This is a genomic window from Parasaccharibacter sp. TMW2.1882 (assembly GCF_023337635.1).
GTDB classification, from domain to species: domain Bacteria; phylum Pseudomonadota; class Alphaproteobacteria; order Acetobacterales; family Acetobacteraceae; genus Bombella; species Bombella apis.
The window spans coordinates 758,234-775,527 of sequence record NZ_NWUT01000001.1 but is presented as its reverse complement, the minus strand read 5'-3'; the positions used below and the strand labels follow the sequence as shown (position 1 = coordinate 775,527).

Below are 17,294 nucleotides of genomic sequence, written 5' to 3'. Positions count from 1 at the left end.
CCATGGGCCGTGATACGTGTGTGGCTTTTCATTGAGTGTTTGGGAGAAAGGTCCCGAAATGTTCCAGTTTCTGTCTCACGGTCTGTCGTCGCTTTTTGCGCAGAGTCCGGAGCTGGCTTTTTTTCTTTCCATCGGTCTTGGTTTTTGGATAGGTCAGATAAAGTTCGGTACGTTCCAGCTCGGCGGTATTGCCGGGTCACTGGTGATGGCGGTCCTCATCAGTCAGTTTGGCGTCAAGATGGATTCTGACCTCAAGATCGTTCTTTTCGTTCTTTTCATCTATGCGGTGGGGTATAGCAGCGGGCCCGATTTTTTCCGCTCTCTGGGGCGGCAGTCCCTGCGAGAGATCATGCTGTCCGTCATTCTGGCTGTCAGCGGGTTTGCAACGGTTGTCGGGGTAGGGCGTCTGTTCCACCTGGACAAGGGCATGGCGGCCGGTCTGGCGGCAGGAGGGCTGACCCAGTCTGCCATCATCGGTACGGCCAGTTCGGCCCTTGCAGAGCTGGGATTGTCCGCTGCACAGTTGCAGCAGATGCAGGCCCATGTGGCCGCAGGTTATGCCGTGACCTATATTTTCGGTTCCATCGGTACCATCATTTTCTGCGTGGATATCCTGCCCTTCTTCATGCGGCGTGACATGAAGGCCGATGCCCTGGCGGCAGAGGCAGGGGGACTGCCGGAGGATGTGGGGGGTGAGACCGAGCAGCGTGGCGTTGTTCCAGCGGCGACCGATCTCGTCTACAACATGCTCGGCGTGGCTGTCGGGCTGGTCATTGGCCTTGTGGTCATCCGTGTGTGGGGTATGTCCCTGACGCTCGGTTGTGGGGGTGGGGCACTGATGTCCGGCCTGCTGTTCGGCTGGTGGCACAGGCGGCACGCCGGTTATGGGGAGATGCCGTCGTCTGTCTGTTCCTTCTGGGGCAATTTCGGTCTGGCTGGCTTCGTGGTGGTGACGGGGTTGCAGACAGGCCGGGAGGCTGTGGAAGTCATTGTCCATCAGGGGGTGCTCCTCCTGCTGCTCGGTATGGTGGTGACGATCCTGCCGCTGGTCATTACGGCGCTTATTGGCCGTTTCTTCATGGGGTACCGGAATGTCGCCCTGTTTGCCGGGGCCCTGTCGGGGGCACGTAGTGCCAACCCGGCCTTCAGTGAGGTCCTGGCCAAGGCAGGCAACAACACACCGGCCATCCCTTTTGTCATTACCTATGCCGTGGCCAATGTGCTGCTGACTCTTCTGGGGCCGTTCATTGTGGCTTTCGGGTAGGCTGTTCGCTGGCATCCATCCCGTCTGGATGGAACGTCCCATAATCGGTAAGTAATGTTCTGTAGAGAAAGCCTGGTTGGGAAACCGCCAGGCTTTCTCCATGACTGTTTGGAGAAAAGGTCACGGCATGTTCCAGCGTCTGTTTCACGGGTTGTCTCATCTTTTTGGAGAGAATCCAGAGCTGGCTTTTTTCCTGTCCGTCGGTTTTGGCTTTCTGATCGGGCGCATAAGGATAGGCGTGTTTCAGCTTGGGGGCGTGGCAGGGTCATTGTTGGTGGCCGTGCTGATCAGCCAGTTTGGTGTGCATGTGGGGTCCAGCCTCAGGACAGTACTGTTCATCCTGTTCATCTACGCTGTGGGATATCGCAGTGGCCCAAACTTTTTCCGCTCTCTGGGGCGGCAGTCCCTGCGGGAGGTGGCTCTGGCGGTCATCATGGCCATCAGTGCGTTCGGGACCGTTATCGGGGTTGCGCGGCTGTTCCATCTGGACAAAGGCATAGCCGCCGGTCTGGCGGCAGGGGGGCTGACGCAGTCTGCCATCATTGGCACTGCCAGTTCCGCTCTGGAGAAGCTCGGCCTCCCTCTGGCGCAGGTGCAGCAGATGCAGGCGGATGTTGCTGTCGGCTATGCCGTGACCTATATCTTCGGGTCCATCGGCACCATCATTTTCTGCGCCACCATTCTGCCACTCTGCATGCGTCGCAATTTGCGGGATGATGCGCTGAAGGCAGAATCCCTGCCAGAAGATGCGACGGAGGATACGCTGCCTGCTGTCCAGAATGGGACGGTCCAGCGGACTGCCGTGCCGGTTACGACGGACCTTGTCTACAACATGCTGGGCATGGCGCTGGGGCTGCTGTTCGGGCTTGTGGTCGTCCATCTGGGCGGGGTGCCCATCACGCTGGGCAGTGGTGGTGGGGCCCTGCTGTCCGGCCTGCTTTTTGGCTGGTGGCATGGGCGACATCCGGGCTACGGCGCCATGCCGTCTTCTGTCTGCCTGCTCTGGGGCAGTTTCGGTCTGGCAGGTTTCGTCGCAGTGACAGGCCTTCAGACAGGTGGACAGGTCGTGGCGATCATTACCCGCCAGGGGGGAACGATTCTGCTGCTGGGCATGATCGTCACCATCGTGCCATTGGTGATCACGGCTCTTGTCGGGCGTTTTCTGCTGGGGTATCGGAATGTTGCCCTCTTTGCAGGGGCTCTTGCGGGGACACGCAGCTCCAATCCGGCTTTTGGTGAGGTTCTGGCCAAGGCTGGCCATGGCAGCCCTACTGTTCCCTTTGCCATTACCTATGCCGTGGCCAATGTGCTGCTGACCCTGCTTGGTCCGCTCATCGTGGCTTTCGTGTAAGAAAGGGCCGTCCATCATGACCATCCGACACACGCTGAACAGTCTGAGACCCCATAAGGGGGCCCGGCGCTGCCTGAAGCTGGCTTTTTCCGCTCTCAGGGTTCTTCCGCTTGGTACCGGGCTGGTGGCCGCCACCCCGGCTTCGGCGCAGGCAGGGCAGGGCATGGGGCGGTTGCCCCGTGTGCTCGTTCTGGCCACGGGGGGGACCATAGCGGGAAAGGCGGACCCACGTTCTGCAATCGGTTATGATGCAGGCTCGACAACGGGGCAGCAGCTTGTGGCCGCTGTGCCGGGTGTGGACAGGCTGGCCCAGCTTCAGGTGGAGCAGATCGCCAACATTCCTTCGCAGGACATGAATCACAAGGTCTGGTTCCGGTTGATGGAGCGCATCAATCAGGCTTTTGCCCGTCATGAGGCCGATGCCGTAGTCATCACCCACGGGACGGATACGATGGAGGAGACAGCCTTCTTTCTGGATACCGTCCTGCATCATGACCAGCCTGTGGTGATGACAGGGGCCATGCGTCCGGGCTCGGCCATCAGTGCGGATGGTCCGGCCAACATTTATGAGGCAGTCAAGGTGGCAGCCCATCCGCAGGCGAAGGGGAGGGGGGTGCTGGTCGTGCTGAATGATACCATCCATGCGGCCCATTGGGTCAGCAAGGCGGACAGCACGGTCCTGCAGACCTTCGTGTCCCGACAGACAGGGCCTGTGGGTATTGTGGACCCTGCCGCCGTACGCTTTTACGGGCCGCCGCGGCCCCGTCTGTTCCTGTCCCTGCCGGATGGCGCAACGCTGCCTGCTGTGGATGTGGTGTATGCGCATGCGGATATGGATGGTCGCCAGATTGATGATGCCATCCGTGCCGGTGTGAAGGGGATCGTCATTGCTGGAATGGGGGATGGCAATGTGTCGGCCCAGGCCATGCAGGCGTTGGACAGGGCCGTCCGGGCGGGGATTGTAGTCGTACGTTCCAGCCGTGTCGGTGACGGGTTTGTCAACCGTGATGTGGAAGTGGATGATGAGGCCCATCACTTCGTGGCGTCGTATGACCTCAACCCGCAGAAGGCCCGTCTGTTGCTGCAGCTGCTCCTGGCCGGTGGGGTGCAGGATGTCCAGGCCGTGCAGCGTGCTTTTGCCTTCGGGTATTGATTGCGTCGTGCTGAGTTCTACCTTGGTGTGAGTGCTGGATGTCGGCATGAAACGGGCCGGGGGAGGATGTGAATATGGATGAACCGATGCGGGATGGAAAAGCAGGGGCTGGTGGTTCTGCCGGCCGTCTGACACGCCGCGGTCTGCTGGCGGGTCTTGCAGGGGTAGCGGCGTCTCCCGTGGCGGGACATGCTCTTGGGTCCATCGTGTCGGGCCCGAGTGTGATTTCCTCCCCGCCCCGGACATGGGGTGCGGAGGAGACACCGGTCAATCTGCCCGACCCTGACGTGCTGGCGCTTGATCCATCCTTCGGGCTTGTGAATTACGGCAATGCTCCCTTGCGGAAGCTCTGGCAGGGGGCTGGCTGGCTGGAAGGCCCGGCCTGGTGTACGGTCGGGCGTTTTCTGCTGCTGAGCGATACGATCACGGGGTGCCAGTATCGCTACGACCCGGAGGATGGGCCGCAGGGTCATGTGAGCCTGTACCGGCGGGAAAGTTTTAATGCCAATGGCAACACGTTTGATGCTGAAGGGCGGCTGGTGACCTGTGAGCATGGGATGCGCCGGGTCATACGCTGGGAGCATGATGGCAGTGTCACCGTGCTGGCGGACCGGTACAGGGGCAGGACGCTCAACTCTCCCAATGATGTCGTGGCAGCACCCGATGGCAGCATCTGGTTCACAGACCCGGCCTACGGGGACGGAGTGGTAGAAGGCCACGCCGATGTGGATGGTCCTGCCAATCCCCAGCGTCATCTCAATCCTTATCTGGATGCGGAGCTGACAAGCCAGTATGGCGGGTTGCGTCGGCAGGAGGATCATACCTTCCGGGTGGATGCAAAAACCGGGAAGGTGGAGGCCGTGCTGGGGCAGAAGGATGTGGCAGGGCCCAATGGTCTCTGTTTTTCCCCTGATGGTAGCCGGCTCTATGTGGCGTCCTCTGGTGTGGGCCCTGGTGCGCAGCCGCCTTTGCCGGACCATGCCATCCATGTGTTCGACCTGAAACAGGGGCGGCCGACCAACGGGCGTCTCTTCACGGATTTTACGCTGGCTGGCCGGGCCATGCGCCCTGATGGCCTGCGCACCGATGTGGAGGGCAACCTCTGGTGCGGTGCCTGGGGGCCGCTGGGGCTTTGCGGTGTGTTCATCTATAATCCACATGGCCAGATGATTGGCCGTATCCGCCTGCCTGTCGGCTGTTCGAACCTCACTTTTGGGGGGCCGAAGCGCAATATCCTCTATATGTGCTGCGGGACGGCCCTGTTCAGCCTCATCACCGCCACGCAGGGTGCGGGGCACAGCTGAAGTCCTTTGTAGAGTTTACCCACAGTTTCCGCGGATGGAATGGTGGATGATCTGGGGATGAGCGTGTGAATAGCGGGTATGGAAAACGGCAGTCCGTTTTCTGATGTTTTTTGGAAGGACAGGACGGAATGCTCATGCCACATCCTCAGACCATCGAGATTTTTTTGCCGTCTGGGGATCCCCAGAGTTTGCGTGTCGCCTCGGTTGTGACCCGTACTGTCAGTCTGGTTGAAATTCCCCGGTCACAGCTGCGTCTTTTTTTACAAAGACCGGAAGCAGGGCGGGTGGGTCTTTATTTTCTTTTCGGGGAGGAAGATAAGACGGAACGGCCGAAAGTATATGTTGGTCAGACCGGAAAGTTGGGGGAGCGGCTGAAGCAGCATAACGGGGAAAAGGATTTCTGGAACAGGGCTGTGGTGGCTGTCACGTCGACGGATGTCTTGACCGAGGTGCATGCCCGTTTTCTGGAGGTGTGGTCTCTCAGGCAGGCAGAGGCGGTCGGCCGGTATGTGCTGGACAACAGACAGAAAGGCGGGGATTTCCCGCACATGTCTCCCTCCATGAGGGCTGTCTGTGATGAACTCTTTGAGACCATCAGCATTCTGTTGACGACTCTGGGGTATCCTGTTTTTAAACCGGTCCTGGAGCAGTTTCCTTTAGGTGAAGGGCAGGTTGCCCAAGTGCAGGATGATGTACCGGAACTGTTTTTCTGTCGAGGGACTGGTGTTGAAGGGCGGGGCCACTATACCGAAGAAGGCATGGTGATTTTGGCAGGGTCTTATGGACGCAGGTCTTCTCCGAGATATGAGGAATATGCTCCCCGTGCGGCGGAGGGGCGTCAGGAAGCTCTTGACAACGGTCTTTTGCGGTTGGAGGGAGAAAGGCTGGTGCTGACACGGGACACGCTTTTCAAGAATCCTTCGCCAGCTGCCAGCTTTTTGTTGGGACGTTCTGCCAACGGTTGGATAGAATGGAAAGATGGAGAAGGGCGTACCCTGTCACAACGGATGCGGGATGTCGTCGAGGATGATGTCTGAAGGTTCCAGATAGTGGGGCTGTTCAGGGTTGCCGGTATCATCCATTTCATAGACAAGTGGCGTGCCTGTCGGGATTTCCAGCGTCTGCGTTTCCTCGGGGGACAGGCCGTCCAGATGGCCGATGAGGGCCCGCATGACAGTCCCATGCGTGATGACAAGCAGGGACTGGCCCTGCCGCAGGGCTGGCAGCAGCGTATCCTGCCAGTAGGGCAGCACCCGCTTCATGGTCATGGCCAGACTTTCGGCGCAGGGAAGATCGCATCTAGGGATGGAGGCATAGCGGGGGTCGTTCCTCGGATGGTGCGGGCTGTCCGGCTTTACAGCTGGCGGTGTGACGTCAAAACTCCGGCGCCATTGCTGCACCTGTTCCCGGCCGTAGCGTGCGATGGTGTCGTCCTTGTTCAGCCCCTGCAGGGCACCATAATGGCGTTCATTCAGCCGCCAGCTCCTGTATTCCGGCAGCCATGACTGGTCCAGCTCGTCCAGACAGTGATGCAGTGTGTGGATGGTTCTTTTCAGCATGGAGCTGTGGGCTGCATCGAAGCGGAAGCCGTGGTGCCGCATCAGGCGGCCTGCCCTGCGGGCTTCCTCATGGCCGTTGGCGGAGAGGTCCAGATCATTCCAGCCCGTGAACAGGTTGGCCTCATTGCCCAGGCTCTGCCCGTGGCGCATCAGCACCAGCTTTGCCTCCGTCATCATGAGGGTCCTCCTTTCTGCTCCATGCCGTACTGTCATGCATGTGCGCATGGCAGGCCAAGATGGCAGGATATGTCAGGCTGGAAAAGATGGCAGGCATCATTATTACGCATGGCTTCTGATACTTGTCAGAGATGTGAATATACGTCATCCTTTTCAGGGAAGATTATGGAGGGATAAGGCTCATGACTGATAATCAGCAGAAAAATCTGGTAAAGCAGGAAGGTAATTGTGGAATCGTCATGGGGGCCCTGATCGTCCTCACGGGTGTGCTTGTGGCCATGACACCCGTGCTGAGCATCATCTCTCTTACGGCCCTCATTGCGGTCGGGCTTCTGTTCGTCGGGGTTTTCACGCTGGTGGATGTGTTCCGCCGGACAGGCATGGAACGCCGGATGCTGGATGGTCTCCTGGGTATTTTCTTCATCATCCTGGCCATCCTGATCTTCTTCAACCCCGTAGGGTCGGCCATCGGGCTGACGATCTGGGTTGCTGCATGGTTCATCGTGCGTGGCGTGATGGAGCTGGCCGGAATGGGGGCTTCGCCTTATGGCCGCAGCTTCATGGCGCTGGATGCCATCGTCAATATTGTTCTGGGCGTGACACTGTTCTGCATCAACCCGATCACGGCACAGGCGGCGCTGGGCTATTATGTGGCTATCAGCCTGATGTTCTGGGGCTTTTCGGTCATCCATCGCAGCATCCTGCTCAAGCATCTGGTCTGAGCCCTGCTTTCAGGCCTGGATGAGGTCAGAACCCGGCCAGAAAAGGCCGGGTTTTTTCATGTTCCGGTTCAGGGTTTCTCCAGGGCGTTTATGACGGCTCTGGTGAACTGGTCTGTTGTGGCCGTGCCACCGAGGTCGCCCGTGCGTGTGCCGTTCTGGAGTGTCTGGATGATGGCGGTTCTCAGGCGGGTGGCCAGGGCTGCATGGTTTGTGTGGTCCAGCATGAGGGCGCCTGCGAGCAGGAGAGCCGTGGGGTTCGCCCTGTTCTGTCCGGCAATGTCGGGAGCGGAGCCATGGACGGCCTCGAAGATGGCCATGTCTTTTCCAATATTGGCCCCCGGAGCCAGTCCCAGCCCACCTGTCAGACCGGATATCTGGTCGGAAAGGATGTCACCGAACAGATTGGTGGTGACAATCACATCAAACTGGGAGGGGTCGAGGCAGAGCTGCATGGCGCAGGCATCCACGATCCGTTCATCACAGGCGATGCGCCCTTCATAACGGGCGGCAACCTTGCGTCCTGTTTCCAGGAAAAGGCCGCTCATCAGCTTGAGGATGTTGGCCTTGTGGACCAGCGTTACCTTTCTGCGACCATGGGCCAGTGCATAGTCAAAGGCATGGGTCACGATGCGTTCGCATTCGGCCCGTGTTGTATAACCAGCTGAAAGAGCCATGCCCTGCGGGTCATCGCCCTGGGGAAGATAATAGTCACGGGCGGCGTAATAACCCTCGATATTTTCCCGGATGAGCACGATGTCCAGCCCGTCATAGCGGCGCAGGTCATCCCGTGGGAGAAGAGTACGGGCAGGGCGTATGTTGGCGTAAAGGTCGAATTTCTGACGCAGTGTGACATTGACGGAGCGGAATCCCGTGCCGCTGGGCGTGGCCAGCGGTGCCTTGAGGGCAAGGCGGGTGCGTTCCAGGCTGCGGAGGGTGGCGTCCGGCAAAGGGGTTCCTTCGTCTTCCAGAGCATGGACTCCGGCTTTCTGCTCGTCCCAGAGGAAGGGGGCGCCAAGGGCCGCCAGAACCTCTTTTGTGGCCCGTGTGATTTCCGGGCCGATTCCATCACCGGGAATCAGTGTTACGGGTATGGGTTGTCCTGCTGTGGAGGATGTGTGGGCTGACATGGGGGGAATTCTCCCTGAAAATGGGGCTGTGTGCCCTCTTCATGCCCGTGGTGGGTGAACCTTTCTGTCTGGCCGGTGGCATGATCCAGCCAGAGAGCACCAGCTCATCATGCTTCATGGGAATGTGACAAGAGCTGGAAGATGAAGATTTTTTTGTAGAGCATGATGCTTGCGGGGGCAGGAACTATGTGCGTTACTCAAATATAACGATACCGAAATTAAATGGACTGTTCCGGTGTCGTTTCGCAGGGAGGTCACATCATGGGGATCCGTGAAGTAATGGCAGCACAGCAGGATGCCGGGCAGTGGGTGCTTCGCAGGGTGGAGGGAACCGCGCAGGAGGTGCCGCTGGGCAGCATGAAGGGGCAGCTGGGGCCGGATGTGGTGGACATGCGGACCCTCTACCGGCGGGCGGGTGTGTTTTCCTATGACCCCGGTTTTGCCAATACGGCATCCTGCATGAGTGCCATCACCTATATTGATGGTGAGGCCGGGATATTGCTGCATCGTGGCTACCCGATTGAGCAGCTTTGCCAGAAAGCGAGTTTCCCGGAAGTCGCCTGGCTGCTGTCACACGGAGAGCTGCCTGATGCACGGCAGAAGGCCCGTTTCGAACATGGGTTGATGGCTGAGGCACATCTGCATGAGCAGATACGCAACTTCTTCAACGGGTTCCGGCGGGATTCCCACCCCATGGCCATGCTCTGCGGGACGTTGGCTGGCCTCTCCAGCTTCTATGGCAATCAGGGAGCGGACCAGCGGCACCGTATCACATCAGAGGAGCGGGAGATGTCTACCCTGCGGCTTGTGGCCAAGATGCCGACTCTGGCAGCCTGGGTCTACCGCTACAGCCGGGGGTTGCCGCTGATTTACCCCCGTCCGGGACTGAGCTATGCGGAGAACTGTCTGCACATGCTCTTCTCCATGCCGGAAGCAGCCTGGGAGGTGAATCCGGTTCTGGCACGGGCCTTCGAGAGGATTCTGATCCTTCATGCCGACCATGGGCAGAATGTTTCTACATCCACCGTGCGGACGGTGGGGGCCACGGGGGTCAATCCTTTTGCGTGTGTCGCTGCTGGTGTGGCGGCGCTCTGGGGGCCAGCACATGGCGGTGCGAACGAGGCCGTGCTGGATATGCTGGATGAGATCGGTACGGTGGACGGCATTCCGGATTTTATGAACCGTGTCAGGAATCAGGAGGATGGTACGCGGCTGATGGGCTTTGGCCACCGTGTTTACAGGAATCTGGACCCACGGGCCGGGCTGATGCGGAACATCTGCCATGAAGTGCTGGCAGAGCTCGGGATGGATCATGATCCCCGTCTCGAGCTGGCCATGAAGCTGGAAGAGACAGCCCTGAATGATGAGTATTTCATCTCCCGGCGGCTTTATCCCAATGTGGATTTCTATTCCGGAATCATCCTCCGGGCGATGGGGATTCCGTCCTCCATGTTCACGGTGTTTTTTGCTGTGGCCCGTACAGCGGGATGGGTTGCCCAGTGGAAGGAAATGCTGGAGAGCCGCGCAGGCATCAGCCGTCCCCGTGCCCTTTATGTCGGGCCGGACAGGCGGGATGTGCCGGCGTCCTGAGGAGCAGCCGGCTGAAGAAACAGGGCACGAGACTGGCAAGCGGGAGGGCATGATGACTGGAACAGACAGGACAGCCGGGCAGGGGGGCATTCCATGGCAGAGGCTGGAGCATGAGGGGCAGAGTTATCGATATGTATCGCTCCCCCAGGCTCTGGCCGGAGCGGGGGAGAAGGCGCAACGCCTGCCTTATGTGTTGAAGATCGTTCTGGAGAACGTGTTGAGGCAGGGGCAGCATGATGCGGCGGCGCTGGTGACGGGTTGGGCTGAGACCTGCCATGCCGAAGGTGAGATTCCGTTCCGTCCGGCCCGTATCCTGATGCAGGATTTTACAGGTGTTCCCGCTGTGGTCGATCTTGCCGCCATGCGTGACGGCATGAAACGGCTGGGTGGTGATCCGGAGGAGGTCAATCCGTTCATCCCTGTAGATCTTGTGATCGATCATTCCGTGACAGTGGATGTGGCGGGGCAGACAGATGCTCTGGAGCAGAATGTGGCCCACGAGTTCAGCCGCAACCGGGAGAGGTACAGTTTTCTGCGCTGGGGGCAGCAGGCATTCGACAATTTCCGGGTCATTCCGCCAGAGGCCGGCATCTGCCATCAGGTGAATCTGGAATATCTGGCTCCGCTGGTCATGCGGAAGGAGGAAGAGGGCGTGACAACCCTTTTCCCGGATACGGTCTTCGGAACAGACAGCCATACGACCATGATCAACGGCCTTGGTGTTCTGGGCTGGGGTGTTGGTGGCATCGAGGCCGAAGCCGCCGCCTTGGGAGAGGCCATTGCCATGCGTCTGCCCGATGTGGTGGGGGTGTATCTGGAGGGACGGTCCGCTCCCGGCGTGACAGCGACGGACATCGTGCTGACCCTGACAGAACAACTCCGGGCGGAAGGGGTTGTCGGCAAGTTTGTGGAGTTTTTCGGTCCGGCGCTGGATCACCTGCCGGTGGCGGATCGGGCCACCATTGCCAACATGGCACCTGAATATGGAGCGACCTGCGGCTATTTTCCACCCGATGCACTGGCCATGGACTATCTGACCCTGACAGGCCGTTCGCCGGATCATGTCCGGCTCGTGGAAGCGTACCTGCGGCAGCAGGGACTGTTCCGGGAGGGTAATGAAACACCGCTTTTCACCACTGTGCTGAGTCTGGACCTGGGGACTGTGAAGCCTTCTGTTGCCGGGCCGAAAACACCCTCCCAGCGTCATGACCTTCCTGCCGTGGCAGAGACCAGCCGGGCCGCCTTGGCGGCCGAAGGACAGGGGGATGTCCGTTTCCCCATCTGCACGAAGGATGCCGCCCTTGCGGGGGAAAGCCTTGGTGCCGGGGATGTCGTGCTGGCAGCCATTACATCCTGCACCAATACATCCAACCCTGCGGCCATGCTGACAGCAGGGCTTCTGGCCCGGAAGGCCCGTCAGCGGGGCCTGAAGGTGGCACGGCGCCTCAAGACCTCTCTGGCCCCGGGCAGCCAGGCCGTAACCCGGTATCTGGAACGGGCCGGTCTGCTGGAGGATTTCAGTGCGTTAGGGTTTGAGATCGTTGGTTATGGCTGCACGACCTGCATCGGCAATAGCGGCCCCTTGCAGGCTGACATTGCCCGGACGATCACGGAGCATGATCTGACAGTTGCCGCAGTGCTGTCCGGGAACCGTAATTTCGAGGGGCGTGTTTCCCCTCATACGAAGCTGAATTACATCACCAGCCCACCGCTCGTGATGGCCTATGCATTGGCCGGGACCGTGACACGGAATCTTGCGGTGGAACCTCTTGGCCATGATGAGGCCGGTCAGCCTGTCATGCTGGCCGATATCTGGCCCGGCGGGGATGAGGTGGCGAATCTCATGGCGCAGTCCGTCGTGGCGGAGGCCTTTGCCCGTGGCTATGCGACTGTGGAGCGGGGGCCTGCCCAGTGGCAGGCACTGGGAGACGGCAAGGCCGGTGCAACGTTTGCGTGGGATGGGTCTTCAACCTACATCCAGTCACCGCCGTGGCTGGAGGAGGCTGCCGGCGTGACGGGGCCAATCCGCAAGGCCAGGATTCTGGCCCTGTTCGGGGACAACATCACGACGGATCATATTTCTCCGGCCGGAACGATTGCCATCGGTTCGCCTGCTGCCCGGTATCTTGAGGAGCATGGCGTCTCACCGGCGCAGTTCAACTCTTATGGCAGCCGCCGTGGGAATGATCGTGTCATGGCACGGGGGACATTTGCCAATATCCGTATCCGTAATGAGATGATCCCCGGTAGTGAGGGTGGCGTGACCCGGCACTGGCCAGATGGGGAGGAAGGAGCCATTTTCGATGCTGCTGCCCGGTATCAGCAGGAGCAGGTACCGCTGGTGGTGGTAGCGGGGCGGAATTACGGCATGGGGTCATCACGGGACTGGGCAGCGAAAGGCCCCCGTCTCCTGGGGGTAAAGGCTGTCATTGCCGAGGATTTCGAACGGATTCACCGGGCCAATCTGGCAGGGATGGGGGTTCTGCCCCTTACCTTTCCCAAGGGGGTGACCCGTCAGACGTTCGGCCTGACGGGGCAGGAAGAAGTGAGCATCGACCTTCCGGCCCGGCTTGAGCCCCGGCAGCCTGTCCGTGTGTGTTTTACGGCACCGGATGGCATGGAGCAGGTCATGCAGGCCACCCTCCAGCTGGAGACGGGGGCTGAGCTGGCCTATGTCGCCCAGGGGGGTATCCTGCCTTATGTGTTGCAGCGCATTGCGGATGGCGGGAGCGTGCGGTGACGGCATGGTCCATGTTTTCCTGATGATGTGTGTGCCGGTTGGTGTTACGGTGGCGGCATGACCGTAGAAGGAGAAAGAAAGATGTTCAGACGCCCTCATGCCGTCATGGTGATGACACTTGGTCTGCTGTCTGCCGTGCCAGCTTCTGCGGCTGGGCCGAAGGATGGTCGGGCCGCAGCTGTGGAAGCCGTGACGGAAAAAGGGGGAGGTCTGCCGGAAATCATGGCGGCTGAACATCCGGGAGTAACGGCCCGGTCCGCTTTTGCCGGGCCATGGCGTTATGGTTGTGCCTATCCGGCCAAGGGCAGCCGACAGGGGACGCAGTTCTGCACCATCCAGCTGGAACGCATGACGGGGACGACGATGGATAGCGGATTTTTCCTGCTGGCTCATGCCACGCCAGACCTCATCAGGAAGCCGCTGGCCCAACAGCCCTGGCAGATCAGCCTGAACCTGCCGACACGCTTGCCGTTCGACATGAAGGCCACTCTTCAGCTGAGCGTGGATAACGGGCAGGCCGTGCCTTTGCCTCTGCAATCCTGTGACGAGACAGGCTGCATGGCCCAGCAGGAGCTTCCGGCCAGTGCCGTGCAGGCTCTGTCATCGGGGAAGACGGCACAGCTGACGGCGAAGACGAAAACGGGCGAGACATGGGCCTATGAGTTCCCGCTCTCCGACATCCAGACGGGGATGCAGCAGATTGCAGGCTGGCTGGAGCGGGGCGAGCTGAACCCGTAAGAAGCGGGCCGGCCTTCAGCCCTTCCTGCCATCACGGATGAGCAGCAGGAAGACGAGGCTGAACAGCGAGGCCACGCAGATGATCGTGGCCATGGGGCGGGGTGTGGTATCCGCCAGCAGCCCCACCAGCCCGGACCCGATGATGCCGCTGCCATAATGGACGGCTCCCGTCATGGCGGAGACGGTGCCCGCATGGGCGGGGTCATCATGCAGGGCACCGGAGAGGGAATTGGCCACGATGAATCCGGCCATGGCGACATAGAGGAAGAGCGGCAGGAACAGCCCCCACAGCCCGCCATAATCAGTCCAGACATCAGCGACCAGCCAGAGCGAGACCAGAACGCTGATGATGACCCCCATGACAAGCAGCCTGTCGCTGCCCCATGCGTGGACCAGCCGGGCATTGATCATGTTGGCCGTCATGATGCCCACGATGCCCATTCCGAAGAGCAGCGCATAGAGCAGGGAGGAGGCGTGGTGGTAGCTGATATAGGCAAAGGGGGAGCCGGAAATGTAGGCGAACGTCCCCGCATAGTAGCAGCCGCCGGCACAGGCATAGCCCAGCAGGCGGGGGCGGCGGATGAGGTGGGCATAGTGTGAGAAGGCATGGAGAACGGAGTGGGGGCGTTCATCCCGCTTCGGCAAAGTCTCCGGCAGGAAGAACAGGCTGCCGAGCATGATGAGGCCCACACAGACCAGACTGACGAAGATGGCCCGCCAGCCCCAGAAGGCCAGAATCTGTCCGCCAACCAGCGGGGCCAGCAGAGGCGTGATGGCCGTGACGGTCATCAGTGTGGAGAGCATCTGGGCGGCACGGTGGCCGTGATAGAGGTCCCGCACCATGGCCCGGGCGATCACGACATTGGCGCAGGCCCCGATGGCCTGAAGGAGGCGGAAGGCGATGAGCGTCGTGATGGAACCAGCAGCGGCACAGCCTGCCGACCCGAGAGTGAACAGGACCAGCCCGATGGCAATGGGCAGCCGTCGGCCATAATGGTCACTGACCGGCCCCCAGATGAGCTGGCTGAAACTGAACCCCACCAGATAGCCGGAGATCGTCCAGGCCATCTCACCTCCCGGCGCCTGCAGGGCCTGCGCCATGGTGGGCATGGCTGGCAGGTAGAAATCGGTGGAGATGGCCGCAAACCCCATCAGGACGCTGAGAATCCCCAGCAGGCGGAGGGAGTGGACGGTTGGTGGCTGTGTGGCGGTGGAGGACATGCCTCAAGAGATGCGGGGCCGTTGTCGGCCTGTCAAGCAGGGGCGGTACATGGGCACGGCGGGTTTCTGCCGGAGTGACCTTGCCATGCCGGTCCAGATCGGCACGATGGGGCTGGTGATGGATGGTGCGGATCATCCGGCAGCGGGAGGCCGGGCCGGTGGAAATGGAGGAGAAAGACCCATGCCGACAGGAACGCAGACGGACGCTCACGTCCCGCCCATGCATGTGCTGGCACGGCGTGCCCGTGAGGCAGCCGGGATTCTGGCCGTATGTCCGGCAGGGCAGCGGACGGCGGCACTGCGCCATGTGGCCGCAGGCTTGCGGGACGGAACGGAAACCTTGCTGGCTGCCAATCGCCGGGACCTTGAGCAGGCCAGTCTCAGCCCGTTCTTTCAGGAGAGGCTGACCTTGACGGCGGAACGGCTTGAGGGCGTGGCCCGCAGCGTGGACGCCCTTGCGGGCATGGAAGACCCGGTCGGACAGGTTCTGGCCGCATGGCAGCAGCCGAATGGCCTGAAGCTGCGCCGTGTGGCCACGCCACTTGGCGTGCTGGGGATGATCCATGAGGGGCGGCCCACCGTTGGGGTGGATGCGGCCATTCTGGCCATCCGGTCCGGCAATGCCCTGCTGCTGCGGGGCGGGCCGGAGAGTTTTCACAGCACACAGGCCCTGCATCATGTGATCCAGCAGGGGCTGGCCCGTGCTGGCCTGCCGGAGGATGCCGTGCTCATGGTGCCGGATGCCGGACCGGAGCATGTGGGAGACATGCTCCGTGCGGCAGGGCTGATCGACGTGACTGTGGTCCGTGGCGGGCGTACGCTGGTGGAGCGTGTGCAGGCCGAGGCACGGATGCCGGTTCTGGCCCATGCGGCGGGGCTGTGCCACAGCTACGTCCATGCGGCGGCGGATCATGAGCTGGCCCGGAGGGTCGTGCGCAATGCCAGGCTGCGCCGTCCCGGCATCTGTGGGGCCACGGAAACGCTCCTGATAGACGCTGCCATTGCTCCGGGTCTCCTGCCGCAGCTTGTGGCCGATCTGGCAGCGGAGGGCTGCACCTTCCGGGCTGACGAGGCCGCCCGCAGCATCCTGCCGGAACTGCCCGCTGCCACGGAGGAAGATTTTGCCACGGAATGGCTGGACAAGGTTCTGAACATTTCCGTTGTGGCAGGGGTGGATGCGGCACTGGCGCATATTGTCCGCTTCTCGTCCCGTCATACGGAGGCGATCCTGACGGAAGATGAGGCCGTGGCGCAGTATTTCATGCAACGTGTCCCCAGTGCCATCGTGATGTGGAACACCTCGACGCAGTTCAGTGATGGTGGTGAATTCGGACTGGGTGGGGAAATCGGCATCATGTCAGGCCGCCTGCCGCCCCGTGGCCCGGTTGGCCCGGCCCAGCTCATGACATGGCGTTATGAGGTGCACGGAACAGGGCAGCTGCGCCCGTGACGGACCGGGATGACCCTTCCAGACCATTCCTGAACCGGAACGGGCCGTGCATGGTCATGTAAACGGATCGTGACGTGAAACCGTTTGATGCGCTCCGGGAGGGCGGTTGACGTGCGGGGCGGGGCAGAAGGTGGTCTTCATCAGGAAGAGCTGTTGAACTGAAACAGCTTGACGTGATGGCCGATATTCGCAGAAGGTCGTCTTCATCAGGAAGAGCTGTTGAACAGGAGATGCCCCATGTTCCGAGATGAGATGGATACGACCCGGCCAGGTGAGGCTGCTGCCAGCCATGAAGGCGAGGGCGTGTCATCCGTGGGCAGGTGGGCGTTTTTCTCCGGTGTGGCGGCTTTTGTCATTGGTTTGCTTCTCGCCGCTCCTGTAGTTGCCGAAGCTGCTCCCCTCTCCATTCCTGCCACCATTACCATGACCATGCCCAAGGGTAGCGAGACAGTCATGGTCTGTACGTCCAAGTTGAATCTTTCGGACGTACAGGTTGCTTGTCGTCCTACTGAGAAGGTCGTCAAGAAGTTCCTGATAATGGCAGGGATTTTCGAAGTGGTTGGCATCGTCCTTCTTGTTCTTCTGATTGAGGGCATTGCCTTCTTTCTTCGGAAGCTGTGGTCACGGAGGAAGTCATGACGTTCTTGTGTGAACAGGAGACACCCTATTACCGTCCCGGACAGCCGGTGGAGATTGCGCCGGTCTATGTCACCCTGGCCTCTCAGGAGAGCAGCTACGTGACCGGGCGGGTCTGGGGCATCACCGGCGGTGACGGCGTACCGGGCTGGGGGAAGGCGGGCTGCCTGTGGAGAACATGAGGCGCAGGCTCTTTCGAGATATTTTTCCGAGATCGTAACATTCTCTGGGCTGCATTCTCTGGATTATATGGCAGACATGA

15 protein-coding genes are annotated in these 17,294 nt (G+C 60.6%); 12 read left to right on the top strand and 3 right to left on the bottom strand.

Translation table 11 applies throughout. The features are described 5' to 3' along the window. Window positions 1-58 precede the first annotated feature (58 nt). The 5 genes from CO583_RS03585 (at window position 59) to CO583_RS03565 (ending at window position 6,109) form a co-directional block, all read left to right on the top strand. Window positions 59-1,264: a hypothetical protein gene (locus CO583_RS03585; RefSeq protein WP_154981628.1), complete on the top strand. Its 1,206-nt coding sequence runs from the start codon at window positions 59-61 to the stop codon at window positions 1,262-1,264. Window positions 1,265-1,391: 127 nt separating this feature from the next. Next, entirely contained in the window at window positions 1,392-2,615 is a 1,224-nt protein-coding gene (locus tag CO583_RS03580) for a hypothetical protein (RefSeq protein WP_086431148.1), read from the top strand. A 16-nt stretch (window positions 2,616-2,631) separates the two neighbouring features. After that, complete coding sequence (locus CO583_RS03575) at window positions 2,632-3,768, top strand: asparaginase (RefSeq protein ID WP_248630371.1); 1,137 nt, start codon at window positions 2,632-2,634, stop codon at window positions 3,766-3,768. A 74-nt stretch (window positions 3,769-3,842) separates the two neighbouring features. After that, entirely contained in the window at window positions 3,843-5,072 is a 1,230-nt protein-coding gene (locus CO583_RS03570; RefSeq protein ID WP_081562955.1) for an SMP-30/gluconolactonase/LRE family protein, read from the top strand. A gap of 134 nt (window positions 5,073-5,206) precedes the next feature. Continuing rightward, the gene (locus tag CO583_RS03565) at window positions 5,207-6,109 is read left to right on the top strand and encodes a GIY-YIG nuclease family protein (protein ID WP_086431210.1); all 903 of its coding nucleotides are present in this window, start codon (window positions 5,207-5,209) and stop codon (window positions 6,107-6,109) included. On the opposite strand, the gene gpmA is transcribed toward CO583_RS03565, so the two are convergent. After that, window positions 6,071-6,808: a 2,3-diphosphoglycerate-dependent phosphoglycerate mutase gene (gene gpmA, locus CO583_RS03560; RefSeq protein WP_283163459.1), complete on the bottom strand. Its 738-nt coding sequence runs from the start codon at window positions 6,806-6,808 to the stop codon at window positions 6,071-6,073. The two genes, CO583_RS03565 and gpmA, sit on opposite strands and share 39 nt — an antisense overlap. A gap of 182 nt (window positions 6,809-6,990) precedes the next feature. On the opposite strand from gpmA, the gene CO583_RS03555 reads away from it, so the two are divergent. After that, complete coding sequence (locus tag CO583_RS03555) at window positions 6,991-7,530, top strand: HdeD family acid-resistance protein (RefSeq protein ID WP_081562957.1); 540 nt, start codon at window positions 6,991-6,993, stop codon at window positions 7,528-7,530. 68 nt (window positions 7,531-7,598) lie between these two features. Here the strand turns inward: CO583_RS03555 and CO583_RS03550 are convergent, their stop codons facing one another. After that, window positions 7,599-8,657 (bottom strand): isocitrate/isopropylmalate dehydrogenase family protein, encoded by a 1,059-nt coding sequence (locus CO583_RS03550; protein ID WP_086431147.1) that lies wholly within the window; start codon window positions 8,655-8,657, stop codon window positions 7,599-7,601. 279 nt (window positions 8,658-8,936) lie between these two features. Here CO583_RS03550 and CO583_RS03545 point away from each other — a divergent pair, with 279 nt between their 5' ends. The 3 genes from CO583_RS03545 to CO583_RS03535 all read left to right on the top strand — a co-directional run bounded on the left by CO583_RS03545 (window position 8,937) and on the right by CO583_RS03535 (window position 13,725). Beyond that, window positions 8,937-10,247 carry a citrate synthase gene (locus tag CO583_RS03545; protein ID WP_052349211.1) on the top strand — a complete coding sequence of 437 codons (1,311 nt, stop codon included), beginning with the start codon at window positions 8,937-8,939 and terminating at the stop codon, window positions 10,245-10,247. A gap of 52 nt (window positions 10,248-10,299) precedes the next feature. Continuing rightward, on the top strand, window positions 10,300-12,987 hold the full coding sequence (gene acnA / locus CO583_RS03540; RefSeq protein WP_408902057.1) for an aconitate hydratase AcnA: 2,688 nt from the start codon (window positions 10,300-10,302) through the stop codon (window positions 12,985-12,987). An 81-nt stretch (window positions 12,988-13,068) separates the two neighbouring features. Next, a complete protein-coding gene (locus CO583_RS03535) occupies window positions 13,069-13,725 on the top strand; it encodes an invasion associated locus B family protein (RefSeq protein ID WP_043560795.1) in 657 nt (218 codons plus the stop codon). Between the two features lie 15 nt (window positions 13,726-13,740). Here the strand turns inward: CO583_RS03535 and CO583_RS03530 are convergent, their stop codons facing one another. Continuing rightward, complete coding sequence (locus CO583_RS03530; protein WP_248630374.1) at window positions 13,741-14,946, bottom strand: multidrug effflux MFS transporter; 1,206 nt, start codon at window positions 14,944-14,946, stop codon at window positions 13,741-13,743. 181 nt (window positions 14,947-15,127) lie between these two features. Here CO583_RS03530 and CO583_RS03525 point away from each other — a divergent pair, with 181 nt between their 5' ends. The 3 genes from CO583_RS03525 to CO583_RS03515 all read left to right on the top strand — a co-directional run bounded on the left by CO583_RS03525 (window position 15,128) and on the right by CO583_RS03515 (window position 17,214). Further along, entirely contained in the window at window positions 15,128-16,396 is a 1,269-nt protein-coding gene (locus tag CO583_RS03525) for a glutamate-5-semialdehyde dehydrogenase (protein WP_248630567.1), read from the top strand. A 237-nt stretch (window positions 16,397-16,633) separates the two neighbouring features. After that, window positions 16,634-17,035, top strand: a complete 402-nt coding sequence (locus CO583_RS03520; protein WP_081562962.1) for a hypothetical protein — start codon at window positions 16,634-16,636, stop codon at window positions 17,033-17,035. Then, a complete protein-coding gene (locus CO583_RS03515) occupies window positions 17,032-17,214 on the top strand; it encodes a hypothetical protein (protein ID WP_348984442.1) in 183 nt (60 codons plus the stop codon). The genes CO583_RS03520 and CO583_RS03515 overlap by 4 nt, the downstream gene beginning before the upstream one ends. The last annotated feature ends 80 nt before the right edge of the window (window positions 17,215-17,294 follow it).

Excerpts from the sequence above, each read along its gene's own strand:
- CO583_RS03585 (WP_154981628.1), top strand. The coding sequence starts at position 59 with ATGTTCCAGTTTCTGTCTCACGGTCTGTCGTCGCTTTTTGCGCAGAGT.
- CO583_RS03580 (WP_086431148.1), top strand. The coding sequence starts at position 1,392 with ATGTTCCAGCGTCTGTTTCACGGGTTGTCTCATCTTTTTGGAGAGAAT.
- CO583_RS03575 (WP_248630371.1), top strand. The coding sequence starts at position 2,632 with ATGACCATCCGACACACGCTGAACAGTCTGAGACCCCATAAGGGGGCC.
- CO583_RS03570 (WP_081562955.1), top strand. The coding sequence starts at position 3,843 with ATGGATGAACCGATGCGGGATGGAAAAGCAGGGGCTGGTGGTTCTGCC.
- CO583_RS03565 (WP_086431210.1), top strand. The coding sequence starts at position 5,207 with ATGCCACATCCTCAGACCATCGAGATTTTTTTGCCGTCTGGGGATCCC.
- gpmA (WP_283163459.1), bottom strand. The coding sequence starts at position 6,808 with ATGATGACGGAGGCAAAGCTGGTGCTGATGCGCCACGGGCAGAGCCTG.
- CO583_RS03555 (WP_081562957.1), top strand. The coding sequence starts at position 6,991 with ATGACTGATAATCAGCAGAAAAATCTGGTAAAGCAGGAAGGTAATTGT.
- CO583_RS03550 (WP_086431147.1), bottom strand. The coding sequence starts at position 8,657 with ATGTCAGCCCACACATCCTCCACAGCAGGACAACCCATACCCGTAACA.
- CO583_RS03545 (WP_052349211.1), top strand. The coding sequence starts at position 8,937 with ATGGCAGCACAGCAGGATGCCGGGCAGTGGGTGCTTCGCAGGGTGGAG.
- acnA (WP_408902057.1), top strand. The coding sequence starts at position 10,300 with ATGACTGGAACAGACAGGACAGCCGGGCAGGGGGGCATTCCATGGCAG.
- CO583_RS03535 (WP_043560795.1), top strand. The coding sequence starts at position 13,069 with ATGTTCAGACGCCCTCATGCCGTCATGGTGATGACACTTGGTCTGCTG.
- CO583_RS03530 (WP_248630374.1), bottom strand. The coding sequence starts at position 14,946 with ATGTCCTCCACCGCCACACAGCCACCAACCGTCCACTCCCTCCGCCTG.
- CO583_RS03525 (WP_248630567.1), top strand. The coding sequence starts at position 15,128 with ATGCCGACAGGAACGCAGACGGACGCTCACGTCCCGCCCATGCATGTG.
- CO583_RS03520 (WP_081562962.1), top strand. The coding sequence starts at position 16,634 with ATGTTCCGAGATGAGATGGATACGACCCGGCCAGGTGAGGCTGCTGCC.
- CO583_RS03515 (WP_348984442.1), top strand. The coding sequence starts at position 17,032 with ATGACGTTCTTGTGTGAACAGGAGACACCCTATTACCGTCCCGGACAG.